The sequence below is a fragment of the Janthinobacterium sp. GL_088 genome (assembly GCF_057837845.1).
The window spans coordinates 818,186-836,952 of record NZ_CM174453.1 but is presented as its reverse complement, the minus strand read 5'-3'; the positions used below and the strand labels follow the sequence as shown (position 1 = coordinate 836,952).

Annotated in this window: 20 protein-coding genes; all 20 read right to left on the bottom strand. The window is 61.3% G+C overall.

Going from position 1 to position 18,767, the window contains the following annotated elements; genetic code table 11:
- Positions 1 to 6 precede the first annotated feature (6 nt).
- On the bottom strand, positions 7 to 453 hold the full coding sequence (locus AC3IQ7_RS03730; protein WP_099378629.1) for a PaaI family thioesterase: 447 nt from the start codon (positions 451 to 453) through the stop codon (positions 7 to 9).
- A 62-nt stretch (positions 454 to 515) separates the two neighbouring features.
- Positions 516 to 2,915 carry a 3-hydroxyacyl-CoA dehydrogenase/enoyl-CoA hydratase family protein gene (locus AC3IQ7_RS03725; RefSeq protein ID WP_489208390.1) on the bottom strand — a complete coding sequence of 800 codons (2,400 nt, stop codon included), beginning with the start codon at positions 2,913 to 2,915 and terminating at the stop codon, positions 516 to 518.
- A 14-nt stretch (positions 2,916 to 2,929) separates the two neighbouring features.
- On the bottom strand, positions 2,930 to 4,720 hold the full coding sequence (locus AC3IQ7_RS03720; RefSeq protein WP_034753387.1) for an acyl-CoA dehydrogenase C-terminal domain-containing protein: 1,791 nt from the start codon (positions 4,718 to 4,720) through the stop codon (positions 2,930 to 2,932).
- A 79-nt stretch (positions 4,721 to 4,799) separates the two neighbouring features.
- On the bottom strand, positions 4,800 to 5,402 hold the full coding sequence (locus tag AC3IQ7_RS03715; RefSeq protein ID WP_034753385.1) for a TetR/AcrR family transcriptional regulator: 603 nt from the start codon (positions 5,400 to 5,402) through the stop codon (positions 4,800 to 4,802).
- Between the two features lie 256 nt (positions 5,403 to 5,658).
- A complete protein-coding gene (locus tag AC3IQ7_RS03710; protein ID WP_099378509.1) occupies positions 5,659 to 6,048 on the bottom strand; it encodes an RNA-binding S4 domain-containing protein in 390 nt (129 codons plus the stop codon).
- Positions 6,045 to 7,208, bottom strand: coding sequence for a cardiolipin synthase ClsB (gene clsB, locus AC3IQ7_RS03705; protein WP_099378508.1), 1,164 nt, complete (start codon positions 7,206 to 7,208; stop codon positions 6,045 to 6,047). The genes AC3IQ7_RS03710 and clsB overlap by 4 nt, the downstream gene beginning before the upstream one ends.
- A gap of 9 nt (positions 7,209 to 7,217) precedes the next feature.
- Complete coding sequence (locus AC3IQ7_RS03700; RefSeq protein ID WP_322426737.1) at positions 7,218 to 8,039, bottom strand: endonuclease/exonuclease/phosphatase family protein; 822 nt, start codon at positions 8,037 to 8,039, stop codon at positions 7,218 to 7,220.
- 72 nt (positions 8,040 to 8,111) lie between these two features.
- Complete coding sequence (locus tag AC3IQ7_RS03695) at positions 8,112 to 8,405, bottom strand: hypothetical protein (protein WP_176387726.1); 294 nt, start codon at positions 8,403 to 8,405, stop codon at positions 8,112 to 8,114.
- Positions 8,406 to 8,425: 20 nt separating this feature from the next.
- Positions 8,426 to 8,890, bottom strand: a complete 465-nt coding sequence (gene nudB, locus AC3IQ7_RS03690; protein WP_099378506.1) for a dihydroneopterin triphosphate diphosphatase — start codon at positions 8,888 to 8,890, stop codon at positions 8,426 to 8,428.
- Positions 8,891 to 8,974: 84 nt separating this feature from the next.
- Complete coding sequence (aspS, locus tag AC3IQ7_RS03685; RefSeq protein WP_070221635.1) at positions 8,975 to 10,771, bottom strand: aspartate--tRNA ligase; 1,797 nt, start codon at positions 10,769 to 10,771, stop codon at positions 8,975 to 8,977.
- A 69-nt stretch (positions 10,772 to 10,840) separates the two neighbouring features.
- Complete coding sequence (locus AC3IQ7_RS03680) at positions 10,841 to 11,482, bottom strand: DUF502 domain-containing protein (protein WP_099378505.1); 642 nt, start codon at positions 11,480 to 11,482, stop codon at positions 10,841 to 10,843.
- A gap of 40 nt (positions 11,483 to 11,522) precedes the next feature.
- Entirely contained in the window at positions 11,523 to 11,831 is a 309-nt protein-coding gene (locus tag AC3IQ7_RS03675) for an FmdB family zinc ribbon protein (protein WP_099378504.1), read from the bottom strand.
- Positions 11,832 to 11,910: 79 nt separating this feature from the next.
- Positions 11,911 to 12,513: a methyltransferase gene (locus AC3IQ7_RS03670; RefSeq protein ID WP_489208389.1), complete on the bottom strand. Its 603-nt coding sequence runs from the start codon at positions 12,511 to 12,513 to the stop codon at positions 11,911 to 11,913.
- Between the two features lie 18 nt (positions 12,514 to 12,531).
- Positions 12,532 to 14,103, bottom strand: a complete 1,572-nt coding sequence (gene ubiB, locus AC3IQ7_RS03665) for a ubiquinone biosynthesis regulatory protein kinase UbiB (RefSeq protein WP_489208388.1) — start codon at positions 14,101 to 14,103, stop codon at positions 12,532 to 12,534.
- Entirely contained in the window at positions 14,100 to 14,738 is a 639-nt protein-coding gene (locus tag AC3IQ7_RS03660; RefSeq protein ID WP_489210380.1) for a ubiquinone biosynthesis accessory factor UbiJ, read from the bottom strand. Before AC3IQ7_RS03660 ends, ubiB begins: the two co-directional genes overlap by 4 nt.
- A gap of 147 nt (positions 14,739 to 14,885) precedes the next feature.
- Complete coding sequence (locus AC3IQ7_RS03655; RefSeq protein WP_489208387.1) at positions 14,886 to 15,830, bottom strand: Tim44 domain-containing protein; 945 nt, start codon at positions 15,828 to 15,830, stop codon at positions 14,886 to 14,888.
- A gap of 31 nt (positions 15,831 to 15,861) precedes the next feature.
- Complete coding sequence (ubiE, locus tag AC3IQ7_RS03650) at positions 15,862 to 16,596, bottom strand: bifunctional demethylmenaquinone methyltransferase/2-methoxy-6-polyprenyl-1,4-benzoquinol methylase UbiE (protein WP_034753359.1); 735 nt, start codon at positions 16,594 to 16,596, stop codon at positions 15,862 to 15,864.
- Between the two features lie 29 nt (positions 16,597 to 16,625).
- Positions 16,626 to 17,867: an RNA polymerase sigma factor gene (locus AC3IQ7_RS03645; protein ID WP_489208386.1), complete on the bottom strand. Its 1,242-nt coding sequence runs from the start codon at positions 17,865 to 17,867 to the stop codon at positions 16,626 to 16,628.
- Positions 17,868 to 17,869: 2 nt separating this feature from the next.
- Positions 17,870 to 18,214, bottom strand: a complete 345-nt coding sequence (locus AC3IQ7_RS03640; RefSeq protein ID WP_489208385.1) for a YciI family protein — start codon at positions 18,212 to 18,214, stop codon at positions 17,870 to 17,872.
- A 96-nt stretch (positions 18,215 to 18,310) separates the two neighbouring features.
- Positions 18,311 to 18,760: a gamma-butyrobetaine hydroxylase family protein gene (locus AC3IQ7_RS03635; RefSeq protein ID WP_099378497.1), complete on the bottom strand. Its 450-nt coding sequence runs from the start codon at positions 18,758 to 18,760 to the stop codon at positions 18,311 to 18,313.
- Between the last annotated feature and the right edge of the window lie 7 nt (positions 18,761 to 18,767).

Below are 18,767 nucleotides of genomic sequence, written 5' to 3'. Positions count from 1 at the left end.
GCTGGCCTATCGCTTCTGCGACAAATACCAGTCCACCGTCACCTGTGCCGCCAGCGTGCCTTCGGAATCGAAAATATCGACTTCCACGGGAAACGCCACCTTGCCGTCCTGCGCCAGCTGCGCCTTCAAGGCAGCCAGGTCGCCCGGTACCCGGCCTTCGGCGCGCGTCGCGCCCCGGGCCACCTTCTGGTACTGGATGCGCGACTCCTTGGCCACCGGGCGCAAGCCCATAATGAGCTCGGCGAAGCCGCCAGCCATGGCCGCGCCGGAAGCCGTTTCGGCCAGGGTAAATAAGGCGCCCGCATGCTGCGTGCCCAGGTGATTATTCAGTTTTGGATCTTCCGGCATCGACACCTTCGAGGTGCCGGCGCCGATGTCGTCGATGCTGATCCCCAGCAGCCGCACGAAGGGCAAGGTGTCCATCATCTGTTGTTTGATACGGTCATACACCATGCTTGGCCTCACGCGCAGCAATACTTTAAAAATAATGGACAGGATCGTCATCGACGTCAGGCTTAGTTGCGTACCGGCTTACCGGTTTGCATCATGCCCATGATCCGTTCCTGGGTTTTCGGATGGTTCAACAGCTCCAGGAATGCCTTGCGTTCCATATCCAGCAGCCACTGTTCGCTGACGAAGCTGCCCTGGTCCACGTCACCGCCCGATACGATCTCGGCGATCATCTCGCCCAGCTTGAAATCGTGCGCCGAAATGAAGCCGCCGTCGCGCATGTTGACCAGCTGCGCCTTGATGGTGCCCCAGCCGTAACGGCCCGTCACCTGGATCAGCGAAGGGAGCGCTGGACGGAAGCCCGCGTCGAACATGGCGCGCGCTTCGACCTTGGCCACGTGCAGCAGCTCGTAGGCGTTGAACACGATCACGTCGTCTTCCTTCAGGTAGCCCATTTTTTTCGCTTCCAGCGCCGATTTCGACACGTTGGCGGTGGCCGCATTGGTGAAGCCCGTTTTCAGAAATTGCAGGATGTCGTTACCCTTGGCTTCCTTGTAGGCGCGCTGCGCCGCTTCCTTCAAGCCGCCGCCGGCTGGAATCAGGCCAACGCCCACTTCCACCAGGCCGATGTACGACTCGATCGAGGCCACGCGCTTCGATGCATGCAGCGCCAGCTCGCAACCGCCGCCCAGTGCCAGGCCAGCGACCGCGGCGATGACCGGCACGTTCGCGTATTTCAGCGACATGAAGGTGTTCTGCAGTTCGGCGATGATCGGATCGACGGCTTTCACGCCACCTTGCATGAACGCCGGCAAGGCCGATTGCAGGTCGGCGCCGGCCGAGAACGCGCCGCCTTCGGCTGCGTCCGCGTGCCAGATCACCAAGCCCTTGAAGTTCTTCTCGGCTTCGGCCAGCGCCAGTTTCAGGCCGTTGATGACACCTTCGCCGATCACGTGCATCTTGGTCTTGAACGAGATGATCAGGACGTCGTCGCCCGTATGCCAGACGCGCACGGATTCGTCTTCGAAGACGGTGGTGCCGGCGGTCTTGCCGTCGATGGCGCCGCTGCCCAGGACTGGCGCGCGGAATGGCTGGCGGTCGTACACGGACAAGGTCGAACGCGGCACGAAGCTGTTCGACACGGCGGAGTACGAACCTTCCGGCGTATGCACGCCGCCTTTTTCAGCAACCGGGCCTTCGAAGACCCAGGCTGGCAGCGGCGCGTTGCACAGCGCGTGGCCGGCGTCGATGTCTTCCTTGACCCAGTTGGCCACTTGCAGCCAGTTCGATGCCTGCCACGTTTCAAACGGACCGACGTTCCAGCCGAAGCCCCAGCGCATGGCGAAGTCGATGTCGCGCGCATTGTCGGCCACGGTATCCAGGTGGATGGCGATGTAGTGGAAAGCGTCGCGGAAGATCGCCCACAGGAACTGGCCTTGCGGATTCGTCGATTCGCGCAGCGCCTTCATCTTCTTGACCGGATCCTTTTCCTTCAGGATGCGGGCGATGATGTCGGCTGCCTTGGCGCCGCCGGCCACGTATTCACCGGTAGCGAAGTCCAGACGCTGGATCTCCTTGCCGACTTTCTTGTAGAAGCCCGCGCCGCTCTTCTGGCCCAGCGCGCCTTTTTCCACCAGCTGCGCAAGTACGGCCGGCGTCTTGTAGACGGCGGCGAACGGATCGTTCGGCAGGTAGTCCTGCATGGTCTTGATCACATGGCCCATGGTGTCCAGGCCAACCACGTCCGCCGTGCGGAAGGTGCCCGACTTGGCGCGGCCCAGCTTGGCGCCCGTCAAGTCATCGACGACGTCCACGGACAGGCCGAATTTCTCGGCTTCGTGCACGATGGCCAGGATGCCGAACACGCCCACACGGTTGGCGATGAAGTTCGGCGTATCCTTGGCGCGAACCACGCCCTTGCCCAGGGTGGTGGTCAGGAAGCCTTCCAGCTGGTCGGCGATTTCCGGCTTGGTAAACTCGGTCGGGATGATTTCGACCAGGTGCATATAGCGCGGCGGGTTGAAGAAGTGCACGCCGCAGTAGCGCGATTTCAGGTCGGCGTCGAAGCCTTCGGCCAGCTTGGTGATCGACAGGCCCGAGGTATTCGAGGCGAAGATCGCGTTCGGGCCGATGTGCGGAGCCACCTTCTGGTACAGGTCATGTTTCCAGTCCATGCGCTCGGCGATGGCTTCGATGATCAGGTCGCAACCGGCCAGCAGGTCCAGGTTGTCTTCGTAGTTGGCGACCTGGATCAGCGCCGCGTCATCCTTGTTGCCCAGCGGGGCAGGCGACAGCTTTTTCAGGTTCTCGATGGCGCGCAGCACGATGCCATTCTTCGGACCTTCCTTGGCCGGCAGGTCGAACAGCACGACCGGCACTTTCGCGTTGATGCAGTGGGCGGCGATCTGCGCGCCCATCACGCCGGCGCCGAGGACGGCTACTTTTTTAACGATGAAATTGGTCATATTTTCCTCAAGTCTTAGAACAGGTCTGCGTCGAGTGCCATCAGGTTGGCCGAACCGGAACGCGCCTGACGGATCAGGGTTGCCGTCTCAGGCTGCAAGCGGGCGAAGTAGAAACGTGCGGTAGCCAGTTTGGCGGTGTAGAACTTGTCGCCGCTGGATTCTTTTTCGAGGGCGATCTTGGCCATCTGCGCGAACAGGTAGCTGTAGATCATGTGGCCGACGACGCGCAGGTAAGGCACGCATGCCGCGCCCACTTCGTCCGGATTCTGGAATGCCTTCATGCCGATTTCCATGGTCAGCTTGGTGACTTTGTCGCCCAAATCGCCCAGTGGCGTGACGAATTCGCTCATCGCTTCATCGGTGCCGTTGTCTTCGACGAAAGCCTTGATCTTTTCGCCGAACTTGCGCAGCTTGGCGCCGTTGTCACCGAGGATCTTGCGGCCCAGCAGATCGAGCGACTGGATCGTGTTCGTGCCTTCGTAGATCATGTTGATGCGTGCATCACGTACATACTGCTCCATGCCCCATTCCGAGATGTAGCCGTGGCCGCCGAACACTTGCATCGCGTCCGAAGTGGCGATCCAGGCGTTATCGGTGATGAAGGCCTTGATGACGGGCGTCAGCAGCGCCACTTCGTCGGCCGCTTCCTTGCGCACGTCGGCGTCAGGGTGGTGCAGTTCACGGTCGATCTGCAGCGCCACGTAGGAAGTGAAAGCGCGCGCGCCTTCGGCGTAGGCTTTGCCCGTCAACAGCATGCGGCGCACGTCAGGGTGCACAATGATGCGGTCGGCCGGCAGTTCCGGGTTCTTGATGCCGGACAGCGAACGCATTTGCGTGCGGTCCTTGGCGTAGATCAGCGCGTTCTGGTAGGCGATTTCCGTCAGGCCCAGCGACTGCATGCCCACGCCAAGACGGGCCGCGTTCATGAAGACGAACATGGCGTTCAGGCCCTTGTTTGGCTGGCCGATGATCCAGCCTTTCGCGCCGTCCAGGTTCATCTGGCAGGTCGAATTGCCGTGGATGCCCATTTTTTCTTCGATGGCGCCGCAGGTGATCGGGTTGCGTTCACCGACCGTGCCATCCGCGTTCGGCAGGAATTTCGGTACCAGGAACAGCGAGATGCCTTTCGAGCCTTCCGGCGCGTCCGGCACGCGGGCCAGCACCAGGTGCAGGATGTTTTCCGCCATGTCATGTTCGCCGGCCGAGATGAATATCTTGTTGCCGGTGATGGTCCAGGAACCGTCCGCCTCAGGCAGCGCTTTCGAGCGCAGCAGGCCCAGGTCGGTGCCGCAGTGCGGTTCGGTCAGGCACATGGTGCCCGTCCATTCGCCCGACACCAGTTTCGGCAGATACACTTCCTTCTGGTGGTCGGTGCCGTGTTCCTTCAGGCACTCGTAGGCGCCGTGCGACAGGCCAGGGTACATGGACCAGGCCTGGTTCGACGAGTTCAGCATTTCATAGAACGAATTGTTCAGCACGACCGGCAAGCCCTGGCCGCCGTATTCCGGATCGCAAGCCAAGGCCGCCCAGCCGCCTTCGACGTACTGCTTGTAGGCTTCCTTGAAACCTTTAGGCGTGGTCACGCTTTTCGTGACGGGATCGTGGTGGCAGCCTTCGCGGTCGCCGGAGTGATTCAGCGGGAACAATACTTCGGAAGTGAACTTGCCGCCCTCTTCCAGTACCTGGTTGATGATGTCGGCGTCGACGTCGGCGTACGACGGCATTTGCTTCAGTTCTTCTTCCACTTGCAGGAACTCATGCAGGACGAATTGCATATCCCGGATTGGCGCGACGTATTGACCCATAATTTTCTCCTGAAGGCGATTAGCTAAAGTGTTGTACTTGTGAACTGCGTATGCGTTGTTGCGGATACTGCCTGATGGCTTATTTGCTTGTGACGGAATTCTGATACGACGCCAGCAGGCGAATAAAGCCCGCTTGCGCCCGTTCGATGCTGCCCGGCACGCGCAGGAAACGCGCGTCGTGATGCAGGGCCAGGATCAGGCCATACATCTCGTACACCAACTGCTGGGCGTCCGTGTCCGCTTTCAGGTCGCCCGTGGCGATCGATTGCTCGACACAGCGCAACAGCGCGCCCTGCCAGGCCCGCACCATGGCCACGAGGGCTTCACGAATAGGACCGGGACGGTCGTCATACTCGACGGCGCCGCTGATATAGATACAGCCGGAAGCGATTTCCACGCTGACCCGCTTGACCCAGCGCGCAAACATCGATTGCAAGCGCTGGATGCCGCGTGGCTCTTTCATGCTGGGGAAAAAGACTTCTTGCTCGAAACGATAGTGGTAGAGCTTCAGCACTTCCATCTGCAAGTCTTCGCGCGAGCCAAAGTGGGCAAACACACCCGACTTGCTCATGTTCATTTTGTCCGCAAGCAGCCCAATGGTCAGGCCCTCCAGGCCGTCGCGGCTGGACAGGTCCAGCGCCACGTCGAGGATGGCTGCACGGGTCAGTTCGCCCTTGCGCATGAATTTGACTGAAGTATTCAAGATTACCGTTCTAAAAGTGATGTTGCCGATTTGGCGGACTGAAGCGAGGGTAAAAAAAAGCACGCTCCGAAAAAATCCGAACGCTCGTACTATTATCCACTACCACGTAAAAGTCAAACGGGAACTTTAGAGCAGGCGTTCTATTGGTGCAGCGCAGCATTTTTTGGCTGCGTGTTTATCGCGATTTCGGGAGGCAAAAGCGTCGCGCGCCCCTGCCATCCCAGCCCGGCGAACCTCAGGAAAGGTCGCCTGCCTTGCTCAGTTGACGGCGGTCGCGCTTGGTCGGCCGCCCCTTGATGGTGGTGCCTGGCTCGCGGAACAGCTTGCGCTCCTCGGCCAGCTGCTCGCGGCGGGCGATGCTGGCCGGGGTTTCCCCGTACAGCAGGCGCGCCACGGGTGCCGCGCCGCGCTTGTCGGACAGGCCCAGCACGGCCACTTCCCACGTCTCCGCGCCATTGTCGATGGCCAGCTCATCGCCCACGCGCAGGCTGCGCGCCGGTTTTACGCGTTCACCGCCCACTTTGACTTTCCCCGTGTCGACAGCTTCGCTGGCCAGCGAGCGCGTCTTGAAGAAACGCGCCGCCCACAGCCATTTGTCCAGCCTGACCATTGTCATCTCGTTCATGCGTACTTGCCTACTGAAAAAATGCGCATCACCAGCCGGTACGCGAGGAATGCCGCTTCATAACCGAGCCGGCGGAAACGGCCGATGTGCTTGAAATCATCCTGGTGAATCACGATGCCGTCGGCCACGCCCTGCTCGATATGCTGGCGCAAGCTTTGCGCGAACGCCACGTCCTTGATCACGACGTTCGCTTCCTGGTTGAGGAACAGGCTCAGCGCGTCAATATTACTGGAACCGACCGTCGCCCAGTCATCGTCGACGACGGCCACCTTGGCATGCAGCTGCGTCTTGCGGTATTCGACTATCTTGACGCCGGCGGCCAGCAGTTTCGGATAAAACGAGTGCGCCACGGCATCTTGCATGCGGAATTCGCCCACGCCGATCAACAGCACCACGTCGACGCCCCGCTGGGCCGCCTGGGCCAGGGCGCGGCGCAGCTTGTGCCCGGGCGCGAAATACGGGTTGGCCAGCATCACGCTCTTGCGCGCCTGGCCCAGCGCCTGCAGGTAGGCGCGCTGGATGGTGCGGCGGTTGCGCAGGTTGTCGCGCACGACAAAGCCGGCCACCACGGGGTTCTTCGCCAGCTCCTTGCTGACGACGCGCATCTTGCGGTACAGCTTGATACGCCGCACCAGGTTCATCTTCCCCAACCGCGCCCACTGCGCCTGCACTTCTTCATGGATGGCGTCGACCAGCGGGCCCTTCACCTGCACGGCAAAGTCCCAGCGCGGCGCTTCCAGGCTGATGTTGTGGTCGTAGTCGCAAAACATGTCGTCGTTGATATTGATGCCGCCCACCAGGGCAATTTCGCCGTCGGCCACGCAAATCTTGCGATGCGTGCGCGTGATGCCGCGCCGGAACCACGGGTTGAAGATGCGGTGGTGCACGCCCGCCGCTTCCAGCTGCGCATGCATGGCGTTGACCCGGCGGTTGCCCGTGCCGAACCAGTCCGTGATCATGCACACCAGCACGCCGCGCGCGGCGGCGCGTTTCAGGGCATCGAGCACCAGGGTGCCCGTGGCGTCATCGGCAAAGATATACGTTTCAAAATACACTTCCGAGCGCGCGCCATCGATGGCCGCAATCAAGGCAGGAAAATAGTCGGTGCCGCAATACAGCAGCTGGATGTCGTTGTGGGCGATGAAATTGACTGTGCGCATGCCGGCAGTCTACGCGAGTTTCAAAGCGGCAACGATCGGCGCATGGTCCGACAATTTCGCCCACAGGGTGCCATGCATCACTTGCGCGCCTTCCACGTGGAAACCGCGCACATAGATGCGGTCCAGGCGGAACCACGGCAAGGCGGCGGGAAAGGTGCGCGCCGGCACGGGGATCGGCGTTTTCGTCTGGCGCCGCGCCAGGGTGCGCACCAGGTCGCCCAGGGCCGAGTTCGACGCACGCTGGTCGAATACCTCGACCACACCGAGCGCATTGCGCAGCTTGTCGCTGAGCGTGTTGCGCCAGTCGTTGAAGTCGCCGGCAATGATGACGGGCTCGCCATTCGGCGCCGACTCCATGACGGCGTCGATCAGCGCCTGCGTCTGCCTTCCCCGCCCCGATTCGAACAGGCCCAGGTGAACGACATAACAGTGCACGTCGGCCTGCGGCGTCTGGAGCACGCAGTGCAGGATGCCGCGCTGCTCGTAGGCATGGTCAGACACGTCGTGGTTGGTTTGCGAGGCGATGGGAAACTTGCTCAGCAAGGCGTTGCCATGGTGGCCATGGTCATACACGGCATTCATGCCATACGCGGAATGGTGTTCGGCGCCGGCAAAGAACTCGTGCTGCGACGCTTCCGGCCAATGCTTGTGGCCGTTTTTCTCGGCGCCATAGCGGGCCGCATTGCGGTCGTGCTTGCCTTGCACTTCCTGCAAAAAGACGACATCGGCATTGAAGAGAGCGATCGCCTGCTTCAATGCGTGCACCCTGGGCAAGCCCCGCACGGAGGAGACACCCTTGTGTATATTATAAGTTGCTACGCGGATTTTCATGCATTGATTCTACTCCCTGACGGGCCCCGCACGGCGCCGAAGTAGGTGCGCGTGCGCACCTAAAACCCACAATCAGGCCAGCATGCGTCCCACGCCCGCCGTCACGCTGACGAGCAGCGCGGTGATGCCGGCCGCCCAGACGATTTTGACCAGCAACGGCGCGCCGCGCCAGGCCACGGTACGCTTGCCCTTGGCAAAGGCGCCCGGATGCAGCAGCCAGCCGATCGCCATCAGCGGCATGCCGATCGGCGGCGTGCGGCCAGGCACCGTAGAGCTGAACAGCAGGAAGATAAAGCACAGGCAAAAAACGATGCCCAGGGTGCCCAGCAGTTTTTGCTGCGTCGTCAAATGTAACCAGTTCAACATGGAATGCTTTCTAGGAAAAATCAGGTGGGGCGCGCCAGGCCCGTCATGGCCGGCAATTGCAAAATCGCTTCCGCGTTGGAAGATGAGAAACAGCGGTCGGCCGCCGCCAGGTAAGGCAGCCACGCGTGCTGCAAGTGCTCGCGTGGGCTCAGGGTGATGGCGATGTCGCGCGGCACTTGCACGCTGAACACGTGTTCCGTGTTGCGCGTCACTCCGGGCGCATAGCGGTGGCGCCAGATCGGATAGATCTCGTACACATTCGACAAGTTCCAGTCGCGCAGCACGATGTCATGGCCATCGGCAACGATGCCGGTCTCTTCCGCCAATTCGCGCGCGGCCGTCTGCAGCAGCGGTTCGTCGACGGCATCGACGGAACCCGTCACCGATTGCCAGAAACCGGGTTGGCCCGCGCGCTCGATCAGCAAGACGTCAAGGTCAGCCGTATGAATGACGACCAGCACGGAAACAGGAATTTTATGAGTCATATCAACAATGAAAAAGGCGCCACAACAGCGCCTTTTTTTGCATAGTGGATCAAACAGCGGCCGCCTGGGCAGCCGCATGCTTCATTACACTACTTTTGGCTCGGCGCTGCGCAGACGGATGTGCAGTTCACGCAGTTGCTTCTCGTCCACTTCCGACGGCGCATGGGTCAGCAAGTCTTGCGCGCGCTGGGTTTTCGGGAAGGCGATCACGTCGCGGATCGATTCGGAACCCGTCATCATGGTCACGATACGATCCAGGCCGAATGCCAGGCCGCCATGCGGTGGCGCGCCGTATTGCAGGGCGTCGAGCAGGAAGCCGAATTTCAGCTGCGCTTCTTCGGCATCGATCTTCAGTGCGCGGAAGACCTTGCTTTGCACTTCTTCGCGGTGGATACGGATCGAACCGCCACCCAGCTCCCATCCGTTCAAGACCATGTCGTAAGCCTTGGCGATGCAGGCGCCCGGATCGCTTTCCAGCATGTCTTCATGGCCGTCTTTTGGCGCCGTGAATGGATGGTGGGTCGCCGTCCAGCGGTCCGCTTCTTCGTCGTGCTCGAACATCGGGAAGTCAACCACCCACAATGGCTTCCACACGTCTTCGAACAGGCCGGCTTTCTTGCCGAACTCGCTGTGACCGATTTTCACGCGCAGCGCGCCGATAGCGTCGTTGACGACCTTGGCCTTGTCCGCACCGAAGAAGATCAGGTCGCCGTCTTGCGCGCCCGTCTGCTCGAGGATCGTGGCCAGCACGTCAGCCGGCAGGAACTTGACGATCGGCGACTGCAAGCCTTCAGGACCCTTGGCTTTCTCGTTGACCTTGATGTAAGCGAGACCCTTGGCGCCGTAGATGGCAACAAATTGCGTGTAGGCATCGATTTCCGAACGGGGCATGCTGCCGCCTTGCGGTACGCGCAGGGCAACCACGCGGCCGCCTTTCATGTTGGCGGCGCCGTTGAAGACCTTGAATTCGACCGACTTCATGACTTCGGTCAAGTCCGTGAAGGCCAGCTTGACGCGCATGTCCGGCTTGTCGGAACCGTACAGGCCCATCGCTTCGGCGAAATCCATCACCGGGAACGGGTTCGGCAGGTCGATGTTCAAGGTGTTCTTGAAGACGACGCGGATCATGTCTTCGAACAGGTCGCGGATTTCCTGTTCCGTCAGGAACGAGGTTTCGCAGTCGATCTGCGTGAATTCAGGCTGACGGTCAGCGCGCAAGTCTTCGTCGCGGAAGCACTTGGTAATCTGGTAGTAACGATCGAAGTTGGCGACCATCAACAGTTGCTTGAACAACTGTGGCGATTGCGGCAAGGCGAAGAAGCTGCCTGCGTTGACGCGCGACGGCACCAGGTAATCGCGCGCGCCTTCTGGCGTCGACTTGGTCAGCATCGGCGTTTCGATGTCGATGAAGCCCAGCGCGTCGAGGTACTTGCGCACTTCCATCGTCACCTTGTAGCGCAGGCGCAGGTTGTTTTGCATTTGCGGGCGGCGCAGGTCCAGCACGCGGTGCGTCAGACGCGTCGTTTCCGACAGGTTGTCGTCGTCCAGCTGGAACGGCACGGGCACGGAAGGGTTCAGCACTTCCAGCTCCGAGCAGACCACTTCGATCTTGCCCGACTTCAGGTTGTTGTTGATGGTGCCTTCGATACGGTTGGTCACGACGCCCGTCACGCGCAGGCAGAATTCGTTACGCACGGCTTCGGCGACCTTGAACATCTCCGCTTGTTCCGGGTTGCAAACGATTTGCACCAGGCCTTCACGGTCGCGCAGGTCGATAAAAATCAGGCTGCCGTGGTCGCGGCGGCGATGTACCCAGCCGCACAGGCTCACGGTTTGTCCCAGCATGGCTTCGGTAACGAGGCCGCAGTATTCAGTACGCATAGACATAAAATTCTCAGTTCAGGTTAGTGAGTGTTCAATCCGGCCACGTCCCATGTGGGACGCCTGCCTTTATTCTTTGGCTGCCGGGGCCGGTACAGCAACAACTTCCGCAGGCGCCACCACGCCCATCGAGACGATATATTTGAGCGCCGCATCGACGCTCATGTCGAGTTCGACGACATCGCTGCGTTTCATCATCAGGAAAAAGCCCGATGTCGGATTCGGCGTCGTTGGCACGTACACACTGACAAAGTCGCCCACCAGGTGGTTCGCCGCATCGCCGCCCGGCACGCCGGTCAGGAAAGCGATGGTCCAGGAGTTCTGGTGCGGATATGGCACCAGCACGGCCTTGCGGAAGGCATTGCCCGACGGGGAAAACAGGGTATCCGACACTTGCTTGACGCTCGAATACAGGGAATTGACGATGGGTATGCGTTGCAGCAATTTTTCCCACAGTTTCACCACATAATTACCGACCAGGTTATTCGTCAGCAAGCCCGTGAAGAAGACGATCAGTACCGTCAATACCGTGCCCAGGCCGGGAATGGTGCTCAGCGCGGGAATCTGGCGACCGAACCAGACGCTGGGCTGCTTACTGCCGGGCACCAGCAATAGCGACTGGTCCATCGTGCTGATCACCAGATTCAGGACCCAGGCCGTAATGGCCAGGGGCACCAAAATCAGTAATCCGGTAATAAAGTATTTACGCATCGGTTTCTCAGTAAGGGATCGTAGCGGCGCGGCGCGCTTTTCAGTCCGCTTTCGGTGCAGCGGCAGCCGGGGCGGGCGCAGGTGCCGCGGCAGGCGCGCTCTCGGTGGTTGCAGCAGGCTTGGCGCCATCGGCCGGGCCCGTCGGAATGGCCGTGGTGGGCGCCGTGCCGCCGCGGAAATCGGTCGCGTACCAGCCAGTGCCTTTCAATTGGAAACCGGCGGCCGTCAATTGTTTCTTGAAACTGGGCTTGCCGCACGACAGGCACACCGTCAGTACTGGATCGGAGATCTTTTGCAAGACGTCCTTGGCAAAACCACACTCGTCACAACGGTAAGCGTAAATCGGCATCTCTACTCCGAGAAAATCATCAAAAACCCTGAATTATAAAGCTTTTCCTTTGCTCCCAGCAGAAATTGCCCCGCCCGCCTCAGTCCGCCCGGCGGCGCCAGCTCATCCATCGCTCCTTGCCGGCGAAGACGGCGATGGAATCATCGACGGCTTCATCGGCCAGGCAGTCGAAATGCGGCGCCAGCAATTCCTGCAGTTTCTCACGCGAAATACCAAATGGCGGTCCCTTGGCATTGTCGTCAAAGAAAAAGTAACCAGCCAGCATGGCGCCCGGCGCCAGTAGCTGCGCCCAGCGGGCCGCCACTTGCGGCCACATGGCGCGCGGCATGGCGCACAGGAAGGCCCGTTCATAGATCAGGTCCAGCGGCGCTGCGGGCTGCCAGGCAAAGAAATCGGCTTCCATCACCTGCCCTGCCCGTTCGCCGACGACAGCGCGCGCGGCGGCCACGGCAGCCGGTGAAAAGTCGATGGCCGTGGCATCCCAGCCGTGATCGAGCATGAAGACCAGTTCATAGGCTGAGCCGCAGCCGGGAATCAGGCAGCGCAGCGGCGCCGGGCTGCCGGCAACGAAGCTGCGCAGGCGCGACGGCACGCCGCCCTGGTCCCAGGGCGTAAATTGCTTCTCGAAACGCTCGTCCCAGAAAGCGGGCGAGAGCGGATCGCGGGTTTGAAAGTCAGCCATCACTTACGTCCTCAGCCTTTAAAACGGCAGTTGATGCCAGCGCATGAACACTTGCAAGCCCAGCGCACCGAGGGCAAAGGCACCCACGAAGTACACGATAAAGCTCAGCAAGCGGTTCGTCTGGCGTTGCTCTGCCAGCAAGGTTTTCATCAGTTCCACATCGTTTTCGCGCGGCTCGCCATGCACCGTCAAGGCCTGGTGCAGCAAGCGCGGCAGTTGCGGGAAAATGTGCGCATAGCGGGGCGCCTCGGCGCGCAGGCGCTCCATGAAGCCTTGCGGCCCCACCTGGTTGCTCATCCATTTTTCCAGATACGGCTTGGCCGTTTGCCACAGGTCCAGTTCCGGGTCCAGCTGGCGGCCCAGGCCTTCGATATTGAGCAGGGTCTTTTGCAGCAGCACCAGCTGCGGCTGCACTTCCACGTTGAAGCGGCGCGAGGTCTGGAACAGGCGCAGCAAGACTTGCCCAAAAGAAATATCTTTCAGCGGACGGTCGAAGATCGGCTCGCAGCAGGCGCGCACGGCCGCTTCCAGCTCATCGACGCGCGTGTCTTTCGGCGCCCAGCCCGACTCGATATGCGCCTCCGCCACGCGCTTGTAGTCGCGGCGGAAGAAGGCGAGGAAGTTTTGCGACAAATAATCTTTGTCGTAGTCGTTCAAGGTACCGACGATGCCGAAATCGAGCGCGATATAGCGGCCGAACGATTCTGGCGCGATCGACACGAGAATATTGCCCGGATGCATGTCCGCATGGAAAAAGCCATCGCGGAACACTTGCGTGAAGAAAATCTCCACACCATCGCTGGAGAGTTTACGCAAATCCACGCCGGCCGCCACCAGGCGCTCAGTCTGCGACACGGGGATGCCATACATGCGTTCCATGACGATAACGCTGCTGGAGCAGTAATCCCAGTGCATTTCCGGCACCAGCAATAAGTCCGAGTTGGCGAAGTTGCGGCGCAGCTGGCTCGCGTTGGCCGCCTCGCGCATCAGGTCCAGCTCGTCGTGCAGGTATTTGTCGAACTCGCCCACCACTTCTTTCGGTTTCAGGCGCTTGCTGTCGGCCCACAGGCGGCTGGTCCAGTCGGCGGCGATGTGCATCAGGGCCACGTCTTCGTCGATCAGCTTTTTCATGCCTGGACGCAAGACTTTCACGGCAACTTCACGGCCGTCTTTCAAGGTGGCGAAGTGCACCTGGGCAATCGAGGCGGACGCCACCGGCTCGCGCTCGAAGCGGGCAAATAACTGATCCGGATGCGCGCCCAGCGACTTGGTGATTTGCGCAATGGCCAGGTCGGAATCGAACGGCGGCACCCGGTCTTGCAGACGCGCCAGTTCTTCCGCGATGTCGAGCGGCATCAAGTCGCGCCGGGTCGACAGCACCTGGCCGAATTTGACGAAAATCGGGCCCAGCTCTTCCAGCGCCAGGCGCAGGCGCAAGCCCCGTGGCGACGACAGGTCGCGCCAGAAAATCAGGGTGTCGATCAATTTGGCGGTGCGGGGAACTTGCAGACCAGAAATCGCTATCTCATCCAGACCGTACTTGATGGAAACACGGATGATTTTAAACAGGCGCAGAAATTTCAATATCATGTAGACAAATCCGGTGAGGAGGACTGCGGCTGGACGGCGGCGGCCGCCTTTTCCAACCGGGCAAGGCGCTTGGCCAGGCGTTCGACGTCATCGCGCACACGCGTCACGCCAGCAGAATACTCTTGCAAGGTAGAAGGACGGATCAGCATGGGCTGTTCGTCGAGAAAATATTCAGCCACATTTTCCGCCAGCTTTTGCTGGCCCGTGCGCACAAAGGCGGCCGCATCTTTCGCGCCGGAAACGAGGCGCGTGGCCAGCATGGGCCCGACGACTTTTTCCAGGTCGTGCTCGGCTTCCCAGCGCAAGCCCTTGCTCAATTGCGAAATCGCATTGGCAAACTCCGCATCGCCTTCGATTTTCACATACGAAAACGCCCGCTCGCGGTTTTGCAGGATCAGCGGCACATCGGACAATTTCACGCGGATGGTGACGTTGGCCGGCATGTCGGCAGGCGCCGCCTCCAGCATGCCTGCGCTGTCGACGCGCAGGCGCAAGGCCACGGCGCCCGTGTCGATGCAGGCCAGCTTGCCGGCGTGCACGGCCAGCTGCTGGCGCGCCCACGGCTCTTGCGCCAGCAAGTGGTTGAGTGTCGCGATGACGGGCGTCATCAGGGAGAGATCGGAAAGTGGTGCCATCATGTTGCGCGCTTCGCGCCCCTAAAAAGAAAAAACCGCCCGTAAAACAACGTGGGCGGTTTCGATCTTACCAGTTCAGCAGGAAATATCTGTTAAGCATCATGCATTCCGCATGGACTTAAGCCAGTATTCAGCAAGTTTTTACAATTAATTCAATTGCTGGATGCCTGCCAGGACCCAGCCGCTATTGCCGCTGACGGGTTTCGACATATTCCATACTTCCGCGAACGGTTCGGCCGCGGCGCCCGGCGCCGAACGGATCAGGCCCGTAAACTTTACGCTGGCCAGGTAATCGTTGACGCTCGTCTCGATGCCCAACAGTTCGGCATCGATGGTGACGACATCCGTAAAGTCCGGCTGCGCGCCCCGTTCCTGGATTTGCATGCGCAATTCCGCATACACTTCCGGCGACGTGAATTCACGGATATCGTTGACGTCCGCCTTGTCCCAGGCCGCTTGCAGGCGAATGAAATTGCTTTTCGCGTGGCGCAGGAAGGCATCCTTGTCGAAGTCGCCTGGTACGCCCCATGGCGCGGCAGCCGGGGCCGGCTTGTCCAGGCCTACGCCAGACGAGACAGGCTGCAACGGCGGCAGCGGCGGGATGCGCGAACCGATGTCAGGCACGTTGCCTGCTGGCGCAGGCTGGTTGCCGCCAAAACCCGCGAACGGCGCATTACCGCCGGCATTGCTGTCACGCTTGCCGCGCACCATGCGGTAGATAAAGAAGGCTACGCCGGCCAGCAAAGCCACCATCAGCAGGGTGCTGATCATGCTGGCCAAGGCGCCGCCCAGGCCAAAATGCGACAGCAAGGCGCCCAGGCCCAGACCGAGCAAGGCGCCGCCCAATAAACCCTTCCAACGGCTTGGTGCCTTGGCGGCAGGGGCCGGTGTGGGAGCCGGCGCAGGTTGCGCCTGGCGTGGCGCGGCGGCCGGTGCCGGGGTTGGTGCCGGTGCGGGCGCCTGGCGGCCCACGTTTTGCGACTGGCGGCCAAACGAACGGCCACCGCCCATGGGACGGGCCAGCGCCTCGCCCAGCATGGATACCGTGGTCGCGGCCAGCATCATGCCGACCATAAATTTCTTCAATTTCATTCCATCTCCTAAAATCACCAACGTTGATGCATTACATCTTGATACCGGTGTGCAAAGCGGCAATGCCTGCCGTCAAATTGTAGTACTGCACGCGTTCCAGGCCCGCTGTTTCCATCATGGTCTTCAAGGTTTCCTGGTCCGGGTGCATGCGGATCGATTCTGCCAGGTAGCGGTAGCTTTCCGCGTCGCCGGCGATTTTCTGCCCGAACCACGGCAAAACCGAGAACGAATACAGGTCGTACGGCTTTTGCAGGGGCGCTGCCACCTTGGAAAACTCCAGCACCAGCAACTTGCCGCCCGGTTTCAGCACGCGGCGCATTTCCGCCAGCGCCACATCCTTGTGCGTCATGTTGCGCAAGCCAAAGGCCACGCTGACACGGTCGAAATAATTATCGGGGAATGGCAGTTTTTCCGCGTCACACAACAAGGTGGGGGTGAGCAAGCCGCGATTCAAGAGGCGGTCGCGGCCCACGCGCAACATCGATTCATTGATATCGGTCAACCAGACTTCACCGGTAGGACCCGCCTGCTTGGCGAAGGCCTTCGACAGGTCGCCCGTGCCGCCGGCGATGTCGAGTACCTTGAAACCGGGGCGCACGCCCGCGTTGGCAATGGTGAACGTCTTCCACAGACGGTGCAGCCCGCCCGACATCAAGTCGTTCATCACGTCGTATTTGGCAGCGACGGAATGGAACACCTTGGCGACTTCGCGCACTTTGTCGTCTTCTGCAACTGTTTTGTATCCGAAATGGGTCGTATTGGTCATGGTAGGCAGTCTGTTTGAACTTGGGAGCATTATACAAGCGGCAGGCGCATTTCCCCGTGACGCCGGAGAAGGTATTGCCTTTCCACTGCATTCGCAGCCAGCATTGCCGCCCGGGCATACGCTGCCAGCGCCCCCGGCCGGTCCCCCTGGCGGCGCAGCAAGTCGGCCCGGGCCGCGTGCAGATAATGCGAATTGGCAAGGCTGGGCAGGGCTTCCAGGCGTTCCAGCCACGCCAGGCCATGTGTGGCGCCATGCGCCATCGCGCAGGCGATCACGGCATTGAGCAAGATCAACGGCTCCGGCTTGTGCCGCAGCAAGGCGCCGTACAGGGCGCTGATCTGGCGCCAGTCCGTCTGGCTGGCCGTGGGAGCCTTGGCGTGCAAGGCGGCAATCGCCGCCTGCAATTGATATGGCCCCGGTGCGCGCGCCGGCAAGGCCAGTTCCAGCAGCGCCAGTCCCTCGGCAATCAGGGCGTCATCCCACAGGCGCCGGTCCTGCTCTTCCAGGGTCAGCAAAAAACCCTCGGGCGACAGGCGGGCCGGGCCGCGCGACGCCTGCAGCATCATCAGGGCCGATAAGCCCTGCACTTCCGGCTGGCCGGGCTGCAGGCTGTCAAGCAGCCGTCCCAGGCGCAGCGCCTCCGCGCACAAGTCCGCGCGCAGCAAAGCATCGCCGGCGCTGGCGCAATAGCCTTCGCTGAACACCAGGTAAATCACGTGCAGCACTTGCGCCAGCCGTTGCTGCAACTCTTGCTCCGGCGGCAACTCGAAAGGAATGCGCGCCTCAGCGATCTTGCGCCTGGCGCGCAACAGCCGCTGCGACAGGGCAGCTTCCGCCAGGCCGAAGGCGCGCGCGATCTCGCCCGTGGACAGGCCACACAGGGTGCGCAGGGCCAGCGCCACCTGCGCCTCGGGCGCCAGCGCGGGATGGCAACAAATAAACAGCAGGCGCAGGCGGTCGTCTTCGATGGCGTGCGCTTCTTCAATCACGGGCGCCGGCAGGCGCGACAACACGGCCTCGGCCTCGCCGACGCTCTTGCCTGCCCGGCGCACGTGATCGAGCCCCGCATTGCGCGCCACGGAACTGAGCCAGGCGGCGGGATTATCGGGGATGCCCGTGCGCGGCCACAGTTCCAGCGCCTTGCGGCACGCTTCCTGCAACACATCGTCCACCAGGCCCAGGTCGCCGAAACGCCGCATCAGGCCGGCCAGCACCCTGCCCCTTTCCTGGCGAAAGACGTACTCGACGGCCGACAGGGCGTCGCCGGCCATGTTTATGCTGTGACAGGCCGTACTTCGATGGTGCCCAGGGAAGCGGCCGGACAACGCCCGGCCCAGGCCAGCGCCTCGTCCAGGTGCGCGCAGTCGAGCAGGTAATATCCACCCAGCTGCTCCTTGGTTTCCGCGAACGGCCCATCCGTGACAACGGGCTTGCCGTTTTGCACCCGCACGCTGGTGGCGCTGCGCACGGGCGCCAGCTGGGCCCCGCCGCGCAGCACGCCAGCGGCCTCCAGGTCCTGCGTATAGCTGGCAAAGTCGGCCATCAGGCTGGCCATCTGCTCGTCTGGCATGGCGGCATAGCGTGCCTCGTCGGCGTAGATCAGGATCAGGTATTCCATAGTCTCTTCTCCAAAAGAAAAATGCCCGCAAGCGCGGGCATTCATACGACGAATGGATCTGCGGCAATCCGACAAGATTACCGCATTTATTTTTCCTTAATGCTTATGCCCGCAACTCGGTCCATGAACGTGACCGGAAGATTGCTTGATCGTCATGTCGGCCTTGGCGTCGCGGCCGCTGTCGCCCGGGTAGCCGGCTGCCGTCAGGCGGTCCAGGTAATCCTGCCACAGGGTCGCTTGCTGCGCGCCCAGCTTGTACAAATAGGCCCAGGTGTACAGGCCGGAATTGTGGCCATCGCTGAAGGTGGGCTGCACGGCGTAGTTGCCGACCGGCTCCAGGCCCGTGATGCCGACCAGGCGCTTGCCTAATTGCAAGGTTTCCTGGCCCTTGCCATGGCCCTGCACTTCGGCCGACGGCGAATACACGCGCAGGTATTCGAACGGCAGCGCAAATTCACTGCCATCGTCGAACGCCACGTCGAGCACGCGCGACTGGTTGTGCACGGTCAAGCCGGTGGGTTGCGGTGTTGCTGTTTTTTCAGTCATGACGATA

Excerpts from the sequence above, each read along its gene's own strand:
- AC3IQ7_RS03670 (WP_489208389.1), bottom strand. The coding sequence starts at position 12,513 with ATGGCTGACTTTCAAACCCGCGATCCGCTCTCGCCCGCTTTCTGGGAC.
- AC3IQ7_RS03680 (WP_099378505.1), bottom strand. The coding sequence starts at position 11,482 with ATGCGTAAATACTTTATTACCGGATTACTGATTTTGGTGCCCCTGGCC.
- aspS (WP_070221635.1), bottom strand. The coding sequence starts at position 10,771 with ATGCGTACTGAATACTGCGGCCTCGTTACCGAAGCCATGCTGGGACAA.
- AC3IQ7_RS03725 (WP_489208390.1), bottom strand. The coding sequence starts at position 2,915 with ATGACCAATTTCATCGTTAAAAAAGTAGCCGTCCTCGGCGCCGGCGTG.
- AC3IQ7_RS03640 (WP_489208385.1), bottom strand. The coding sequence starts at position 18,214 with ATGGAATACCTGATCCTGATCTACGCCGACGAGGCACGCTATGCCGCC.
- AC3IQ7_RS03715 (WP_034753385.1), bottom strand. The coding sequence starts at position 5,402 with ATGCGCAAGGGCGAACTGACCCGTGCAGCCATCCTCGACGTGGCGCTG.
- AC3IQ7_RS03710 (WP_099378509.1), bottom strand. The coding sequence starts at position 6,048 with ATGAACGAGATGACAATGGTCAGGCTGGACAAATGGCTGTGGGCGGCG.
- AC3IQ7_RS03655 (WP_489208387.1), bottom strand. The coding sequence starts at position 15,830 with ATGAAATTGAAGAAATTTATGGTCGGCATGATGCTGGCCGCGACCACG.
- AC3IQ7_RS03635 (WP_099378497.1), bottom strand. The coding sequence starts at position 18,760 with ATGACTGAAAAAACAGCAACACCGCAACCCACCGGCTTGACCGTGCAC.
- AC3IQ7_RS03675 (WP_099378504.1), bottom strand. The coding sequence starts at position 11,831 with ATGCCGATTTACGCTTACCGTTGTGACGAGTGTGGTTTTGCCAAGGAC.
- ubiE (WP_034753359.1), bottom strand. The coding sequence starts at position 16,596 with ATGACCAATACGACCCATTTCGGATACAAAACAGTTGCAGAAGACGAC.
- AC3IQ7_RS03700 (WP_322426737.1), bottom strand. The coding sequence starts at position 8,039 with ATGAAAATCCGCGTAGCAACTTATAATATACACAAGGGTGTCTCCTCC.
- AC3IQ7_RS03730 (WP_099378629.1), bottom strand. The coding sequence starts at position 453 with ATGGTGTATGACCGTATCAAACAACAGATGATGGACACCTTGCCCTTC.
- ubiB (WP_489208388.1), bottom strand. The coding sequence starts at position 14,103 with ATGATATTGAAATTTCTGCGCCTGTTTAAAATCATCCGTGTTTCCATC.
- nudB (WP_099378506.1), bottom strand. The coding sequence starts at position 8,890 with ATGACTCATAAAATTCCTGTTTCCGTGCTGGTCGTCATTCATACGGCT.
- AC3IQ7_RS03720 (WP_034753387.1), bottom strand. The coding sequence starts at position 4,720 with ATGGGTCAATACGTCGCGCCAATCCGGGATATGCAATTCGTCCTGCAT.
- AC3IQ7_RS03695 (WP_176387726.1), bottom strand. The coding sequence starts at position 8,405 with ATGTTGAACTGGTTACATTTGACGACGCAGCAAAAACTGCTGGGCACC.
- clsB (WP_099378508.1), bottom strand. The coding sequence starts at position 7,208 with ATGCGCACAGTCAATTTCATCGCCCACAACGACATCCAGCTGCTGTAT.
- AC3IQ7_RS03645 (WP_489208386.1), bottom strand. The coding sequence starts at position 17,867 with ATGGCCGGCGACGCCCTGTCGGCCGTCGAGTACGTCTTTCGCCAGGAA.
- AC3IQ7_RS03660 (WP_489210380.1), bottom strand. The coding sequence starts at position 14,738 with ATGGCACCACTTTCCGATCTCTCCCTGATGACGCCCGTCATCGCGACA.